Annotated in this window: 7 protein-coding genes; all 7 read left to right on the top strand. The window is 41.0% G+C overall.

Annotated features, from left to right (window positions below; all coding sequences use genetic code 11):
* Positions 1–780: peptidoglycan D,D-transpeptidase FtsI family protein (locus PLK24_RS05975; protein ID WP_324477253.1), on the top strand; the 780-nt coding region annotated here is incomplete at its 5' end.
* Positions 777–2,282 (top strand): UDP-N-acetylmuramoyl-L-alanyl-D-glutamate--2,6-diaminopimelate ligase, encoded by a 1,506-nt coding sequence (locus tag PLK24_RS05970; protein ID WP_324477252.1) that lies wholly within the window; start codon positions 777–779, stop codon positions 2,280–2,282. The genes PLK24_RS05975 and PLK24_RS05970, both read left to right, overlap by 4 nt.
* A complete protein-coding gene (locus PLK24_RS05965) occupies positions 2,279–3,694 on the top strand; it encodes a UDP-N-acetylmuramoyl-tripeptide--D-alanyl-D-alanine ligase (protein ID WP_324477250.1) in 1,416 nt (471 codons plus the stop codon). Before PLK24_RS05970 ends, PLK24_RS05965 begins: the two co-directional genes overlap by 4 nt.
* Positions 3,669–4,640 (top strand): phospho-N-acetylmuramoyl-pentapeptide-transferase, encoded by a 972-nt coding sequence (gene mraY, locus PLK24_RS05960; protein WP_324477248.1) that lies wholly within the window; start codon positions 3,669–3,671, stop codon positions 4,638–4,640. Before PLK24_RS05965 ends, mraY begins: the two co-directional genes overlap by 26 nt.
* Before the next feature lie 4 nt (positions 4,641–4,644).
* Complete coding sequence (murD, locus tag PLK24_RS05955; RefSeq protein ID WP_324477246.1) at positions 4,645–5,985, top strand: UDP-N-acetylmuramoyl-L-alanine--D-glutamate ligase; 1,341 nt, start codon at positions 4,645–4,647, stop codon at positions 5,983–5,985.
* Positions 5,972–7,150 (top strand): putative lipid II flippase FtsW, encoded by a 1,179-nt coding sequence (gene ftsW / locus PLK24_RS05950; protein ID WP_324477244.1) that lies wholly within the window; start codon positions 5,972–5,974, stop codon positions 7,148–7,150. Before murD ends, ftsW begins: the two co-directional genes overlap by 14 nt.
* Positions 7,143–7,740, top strand: a 598-nt coding sequence (locus PLK24_RS05945; protein ID WP_324477242.1) for a UDP-N-acetylglucosamine--N-acetylmuramyl-(pentapeptide) pyrophosphoryl-undecaprenol N-acetylglucosamine transferase, incomplete at its 3' end; no start/stop codon positions are given. The genes ftsW and PLK24_RS05945, both read left to right, overlap by 8 nt.

The raw sequence follows: 7,740 nt of genomic DNA, 5'->3' as shown, positions 1-7,740 counted from the left end.
GGAGAAAGTTTTTATTGTGGTGGTTCCATAATGGTGTATAATCATCGAGTGCGAGACATAAAAAGTCATGGGCAGGAAACACTCGAAGATATCATCATTAATTCCTGTAACGTCGGTACAATACAAATCGCCCAACGACTGGGAGAAGATACACTTTATCGCTACTTGAAAAATTTTGGTATCGGAGAGTCCTGTGAAACCGGTTTGAATGGAGAAGAAATTGGTTTATTGAGGAAGCCTCGCAGCTGGTCGGCGCTATCCATCGGTGCCATCCCCATTGGTCAAGAGATGCTGGTCACCCCAATTCAGCTCTTAAGATCAGTATCGGCCATAGCTAATCGTGGGATTCTTATGAAAGCCCGTTTAGTAAAAAAAGTCATCGATGAAAACGGGAAGGTCGTTCGAGAAGTTCTCCCATCGCCGGTTCAAAGGGTTGTTGATGAAGAAACTGCTGATTTGGTTTTAAACATGATGAAAAAAGTCGTTGATCAGGGAACGGGTAAAAAAGCTGCCATTCCAGGATATGCTATTGCGGGGAAAACCGGAACCGGACAAAAAATTGGAGAAGATGGCCGTTATGCAATTAATCGGTTTTATTCTTCCTTTATCGGATTTTTTCCAATCCCCGAACCACGTTTTGGAATATTGGTGGTTTTAGATGAAGCCCAGGGTGAATACTATGGAGGCGATATCGGAGCACCGGTTTTTCGGGAAATCGCTCAAAACCTTATTCATTATGCTGGTATTATGTCGGAAAATGACGAGGTAACGATCTATTGATTTTAAAAAAACTGTTCAATTTAAATGAATATCTCTATAAAAATATTTTTGATGACCAATTAGAGGTCAGCGGATTGGCTTTTGATTCTCGATTGGTTCGTCCAGGGTGTGTATTTTTTGCTTTTCCCGGTGCTAATACCGATGGGCATCTCTTTATTGAAGATGCCATTAAAAGGGGAGCGAAGGTCATTGTCTATTCCGATCCCAGTTTTTCTTTTCCTACTCATGGGAAGGTATCATGGATTCGAGTTGATGATGAGAGAAAGACCATGGCTCAAACTGCCGCTCGATTCTATGATCATCCCTCCCGGGAAATGAGGCTGTTCGGTATAACTGGTACCAATGGAAAAACCAGCACTTGTTTTTTCCTGCGTAGTATTCTTGAAGAAAATGGCCATGCTTGTGGTCTGATGACCACACCAAAAAACATCATTGGTCCTGATATCTATGAAGCGATTAATACCACTGAAGAGTCGCTGCAAATACAAGCTTGCTTGAAAAGTATGATTAAGATAGGGATTCGTCAGGCGGTTTTAGAAGTTTCTTCCCATGGCTTGGCTTTAGGACGGGTTGAGGGTTTGTTATTCGATACAGCAGTGGTTACTAACTTGGTAGCTGAACACTTAGAGTTTCATAAAAGTTTTGAACACTACTTTTTCAGCAAGAAGAAACTCATCGAAATGGTGGAACAAAATACCCAAAAACCTTACCCTCGTATGGTAATTGTAAATGGAGATGATGAAAACTGTCGAAGAGTCGTTTTCGAAAGCCACCTCCCGCTTCTCACTTTTGGTTTGCAGCCGGAAAACGAAGTGACCGCTGAAGATATCGTATATTTCGTTGATAGGACAAAAATGAAAATAAAAACCCCCTGGGGAACTGAGAAAGTTCAGCTTTCCCTCCCCGGCCAGCATGCAGTTTATAATGCTTTAGCAGCGGCAGCTACGGCTATTTCCTCTGGAATAGAAAGTGAAAAAATTGCTCAAGGCCTTGAGCACACCCACCGAGTTCCAGGAAGGTGGGAGGTAGTTAACGCCGGACAGGATTTTTTGGTTATCGTTGATTTTGCTCACAACTGGCATGGGCTGGAAAATACTCTTTCTTTTATTAAAAAAATGGTTCAAGGGAAAGTCATTACAGTTTTTGGTTGCGGTGGAGAGAGGGATCGGAATAAAAGGCCGATGATGGGGGAAACCGTTGCTCGCTGGAGTGACGTTTGCATTATTACCAGCGACAATCCTCGCCATGAGGATCCACGACAAACCGCTGAAGATGCTATGCAGGGAGTCAATAAATATAAAAAAGAGATTCCGGTGGAATCTTATATTATCCTTGACCGACGTGAAGCAATAGATTATGCATTTTCTTTGGCGCAAACTGGCGATGTAGTTTTTTTAGCCGGGAAGGGCCCAGAACGTTATCAGGTATATCATGATAGAATCATTTGCCACAATGATTATGATGTGGCATTAGAACTTCTAAAAGAGAGAAATTTAGAATGATTTCGAAACCGGATATTATTTTTGCAGCTGGAGCCAAACTTGTCGCTCCGGGAAAACAGGAAAAATTTGATAAAATTATGATCGATAGCCGTCAAAATACCGAATGTGGTTTGTTTGTGGCTATAAAAGGGAAAAAAACCGATGGTCATGCTTATTTAAATGATGCCTGGGAACATGGCGCACGTGGAGCCTTAGTGAGTCAAAAGGTCAATTCTCCCCAAGAATTTAGCCTTTACCTCGTTGATGATACCGTTGAAGCGTTAAAAAATCTCGGGAAATTCTACTCAAAACAGCTTGCTGGAAAGAAAATTGCCATAACCGGAACGGTTGGGAAAACGACCGCAAAATTTTATTTCCAAAAAATACTTGGCATTCGCTTTCGAGTGGCTGCAACTCCCTTTAGTTATAATACCAATATCGGGGTATCAGCCTCTTTTTGCAATTTTTCTTCTCAAAACGACTTTTTTATCATTGAAGCCGGAATCAATAAGAAAGGTGAGATGGGTGAGTTAGCCGAAATCATTGATCCGGAAATAGTTGTGTTCACTGCATTTGGAAAAGGTCATTTAGAGGGTTTTGGCAATGTCGAGACGGTGATTCAGGAAAAAATTTTATTGGCTGAAAACGCCAAAACTATCTATTTGAATGGGGATAATATTTACGCTTTAAAACTCAAAGAGGATTTTTCCCAGAAGGGAAAGGAAGTCATTCTTTTTGGTCTTCAGAATCATATCACCTCACAACTCTCACTTCTTGATTATCACTTGAACCCAACGGAGGGAATCACTAGATTCCGCTGTCAGATTGAAGGTCGGATTTATCACTTCCAAGCACCGATTTTTTCTCCGGAACTCATTATCTTACTTCTGCCGGTCCTTCATCAAGCTTTCCAATTGGGCATTGAAGAAGATGAGGTCCAAACGGTTCTTAATGAAATTCTCCTTCCCGAAGGAAGAGAAAAAATTTATCATCTTGGCGAAGGATATGTGATCGACGACAGCTATAATGCCAATCCAATTTCTTTGCATAAAGCCCTCAATTTATTGAAAAGATTCAACCATCAAGGGTATCAAACCTGGGTGGTTTTGGGAGATATGTTAGAGATGGGGAGTTTTTCCGAAGCAGTTCATCAAGAAAGTATCCGTTCTTTGGAAGAGCACAATATTAAGAATGTCATTCTTTATGGTTCCATGATGCATGGGGCTGCTGAAAAGGTGTTATCGAAAAACTCGGTAGACGGAGAATATTATTTGGCTTCTTCCCACGAAGAAATCAAAAAAATTCTTCTCGATCAGATAACTTTCCCTTTTTCTCGACTTATCGTTTTGTTTAAAGGTTCAAGAGCCATGAAATTAGAAGAAGCTATACCTACGGAGTGGATTGAGCATGAAACTTGGAATTATTCCCAATGATATATTAATTGCTTTTCTTTTGGCTTTTGTAGTTGGAATGGTTTTTTTTCCGCTTTTCATTCGGTGGCAGCAGCAACGCCATCTTGGTCAAAAAATAAAGAAAGAAGGACCTAATCTCCATCTTCACAAAGAGAATACCCCCAGTATGGGCGGTATCGTCATATTTATAGCTCTTTTGGTAGTGTTTGGAGTAGGAAGACAATACTGGTTAAGCAATTTACTACCGGTAGTACTCCTTGCTGGATATACTATTTTAGGATTGGTTGATGACTGGCATAAGAGCTATTTGGAGAAACCCTGGGGAATAAAAGCCCGTTATAAGATTTTGTTCCAGATTGTCCTTGCCGGTATAGTTCTCTGGCTAGCTATGGATGGGATGCCAACTCAGATTATCATTCCATTTAGCCGTTATGTAATTCCAATGTCTCGTCCACTTTTTTTTGGGTACGGGATATTTATTATCATTGCTACCTCCAATGCATTTAATATTGCCGATGGTTTGGACGGGTTGGCGGGAGGTTCGGGTATTCTCACTTTTCTTTTTTGGGGTTTGCTTTTATTAACCTTGGGTAAAACCCAGCTTTCCTGGTTGGCCTTTGGAGCAATCGGAGGTCTGACCGCCTTTTTATGGTTTAATATATGGCCGGCAGGTATTTTTATGGGAGATTCAGGTTCATTGGGTTTAGGAGCGCTCTTAGGCTTTATGGCGCTTATTTCTGGGCAGTCTCTTTTAATTATTTTTTCAGCCCTGGTTTTTTTTGTTGATACTCTTTCAGTGATATTACAGGTTTTTTCTTTTAAAATTTTAGGACGAAGACTATTTTTAATGAGTCCGATTCATCATCATTTTGAATTAAAGGGAATGAAAGAAACTCAAATTACTGTACGTTTTTGGATAATTCAAGCCATAGGAATTACGGTGGCATGGTTAGGGCGGGTTCAATAGGGTTATGATGAATTATTTAGTCGTGGGTATGGGAAAAACTGGAGAAAGTACTGCTCGTTTTTTGCTTAATCGTGGCGAGAAGGTATTGGGATATGACGATCACAAAAAGTGGAGCGATATATCGCCGAACCTTCTTAATCATCCGGCTTTTTCCCCACTTAGGCCAATCGATCTTTCCAAGCTCAATAGGAGAAAGATCCAGGAATGTATAGTCAGTCCAGGTGTCCCTTCCTATCATCCCATCCTGGCCAAATGCGAACAGGAGAGAATCCCGATAGTGAGCGAAGTGGAATTAGCCTGTCGTATGCTGCATTTTCCTCTAATTGGCATTACTGGTTCCAATGGAAAGAGTACCACTGTGGCTCTAATTGGTCACATTCTGAATAGGGCGGGTTTTTCGGCTTTTGTTGGAGGCAATTTTGGGACACCTTTAATTGATTCAATTTCCTTCCCAACTTCTTATCAGTGGGGGGTGGTGGAGCTCAGCAGCTTTCAACTGGAGAGAATTGTGAGCGCGAGGTTTCAAGTTGCTGGTATTTTGAATTTATCTCCCAACCATTTGGACAGGCATAATACTTTTAGAGATTATTTTTTTCAAAAACGAAATATTTTTATCAATCAAAAAAAAGAGGATCGGGCGATAGTCAATTTTTCCATTCCCAGTTGGCATACCCAACTTTGCCCAATGATCCGCAGCTCTATCATTCCAGTGACCGGTTTAGGGCAATTACAGGAAGGATTTTATTGGAAGAATCAAAAAATTGTTGAACGATTCGAAGGGAAGGAAAGAAAGATTGACTGTCTCAATTGGCACCTCCCCGGTGAGCATAATCGGGAGAATTTATTGTTTGCCACTGCGGTTTGCCGAGTAGTGGGGGTTGGAGTTGATCAAATTGAAGAATCTCTTTCAACTTTTCAGGGATTGAGTCACAGAATTCAGAAGGTTGCTGAAATAAATGGTGTTGTATTTTATGATGATTCCAAATCGACGACACCAGCATCAACCTGTGCAGCAATCAATTCCTTGAATGGTCCTATTGTTTTGCTCTTAGGGGGGAGAAGTAAAATCAAAGATTTTTCTGAATTCACCCAATATCTTTCTCCGGCTAAAATAAAAATGATCCTTCTATTTGGAGAAGACCGAGAGCTGATACAGAAATTTATACCGGAATCTATACCAACCCGTTTATTTTCTAATTTAGACGAAATATTTTCAAACATCCGCTCCTTAGTCGTACCCGGTGATTGCGTTCTCTTGTCTCCGGCATGTACCAGCTGGGATCAATATGCCAACTACCAGGAAAGGGGTGAACACTTTTTCCGTTTAGTCTATGGGAACTCATGAAGAATTATTGAACCGGTGGTCATTAGAAAATTCCAATGAAAATCATTTAAAACGCTGGTGGTGGGAAATCGATCCATATCTTTTTTGGACGATGATTCTCTTACTCTGCATTGGTTTAATCATGGTTTTCAGTGCCAGCATGACCACGTCGATCATGTCCTATAGCGATCCTTATTATTTTTTTAAAAAGCAGGTGGTTGGAGTTGCTCTGTCTTTCTTTTTTTTCGTAATCGCCTCCTTTATCCGGCTTGATTTTGTTAGAAAAATGAGCTCGAAATTACTTCTTCTTTCAGTCGTGCTGCTCACTCTGGTTTTCTTCCCCTATATCGGCAGAATGGTGGGTGGATCCTATCGATGGATAGATTTTGGTATCATGCGCTTTCAACCCTCGGAATTGGCAAAATTGAGCTTAATCATTTATATGGCAGATACTTTGGTAACCCACCGTCATCGAGCTCAGGATTTTTGGTATGGAGTTGTGCCTTTTCTCTTGGTGGTTGGAGTCATGGGTGTTTTGGTCATAATGGAACCTGATCTTGGTACTGCCATTTTTTTGGCTGGCATAACCTTCGTCATGCTGTTTTTGGGAGGACGGAAAATTATTCACTTGCTCTATCCAATTTTTGCCGGAATTCCCATCCTTCTTTTTTTAATTTTTGCCAGCGGAAATCAATACTGGAAAGCACGGCTTGAGGCTTTTGTTAATCCTTGGAAAGAACCTTTGGGGAAGGGCTTTCAAATTATCCAGTCTCTCATTGCCATTGGTTCGGGTGGCTTATTTGGTCGGGGTTTGGGGGAAAGCCGACAAAAATTTTTCTATCTTCCTGATCGGCATACCGATTTTATTTTTGCCATTATTGGTGAAGAATTAGGTTTTATAGGAACAATAGGAGTGGTTATTTTATTCTGTATTCTTTTTTGGCGGGGTTGGCTAATTGCGGTTCGTTCAGGTGATGACTTTCAAGCCATGTTGGCTATGGGAATTATTCTAAGTATCCTCATGCAGGTCATTGTAAATATGAGCGCAGTGCTCAAAATCCTTCCGGTATCAGGTGTACCTTTACCATTAGTAAGTTATGGGAACTCATCAATACTGATTACTATGATCGAAATCGGTTTGTTGTTCAATATCGCACGGCAATCAAAGGTGAATCATTTTGAATGAAATATTTATTGCAGCTGGTGGAACCGGTGGTCATATCTTTCCAGCGCTCAGCATTGCTCAACATTTATCTCGTGACTTTCCGGTTCGCTTTATTGGGACCAAAAGAGGCATGGAAAGAAAATTGGTTCCCGAAGCCGGTTTTTCACTTTCTTTTATTCGTGCTCGAGGATGGAACCGAACATCAGCTATAGATTTTCTTCGCGCCTTTGGCGATAATATAGTAGGATTGTTTCAAAGTGGGTATCTTTTTATCAAATTTCGGCCTCGGGCGGTCTTGGTTTTTGGCAGTTATGTCTCTTTACTGATCGCTTTTTGGGCGAAACTATTTCGAGTTCCAATCTTTGTGCAAGAACAGAATATTCATCCGGGTTTTGCCAACCGGATCATCTCCCGTTGGTCAAAAAAAATCTTTGTTCCGGTGGACGAAGCAGCCGAGGGCTTTCGAGATTCAAATCAAATTGTTATAATCGGTAACCCCTTACGTGAAGAAGTGCTTGATTGGCAGGGAAAAGATAAAGAAGCCAAAGAAAAACTGGGTCTTGATCCCCAGAAAAAAACCCTGCTTATTATTGGAGGGAGCCGGGGTTCTC

Origin of the sequence: Atribacter sp. (genome assembly GCF_035418125.1) — a bacterium.
Taxonomy (GTDB): domain Bacteria; phylum Atribacterota; class Atribacteria; order Atribacterales; family Atribacteraceae; genus Atribacter; species Atribacter allofermentans.
This window is presented reverse-complemented; position numbering and strand designations above follow the sequence as displayed.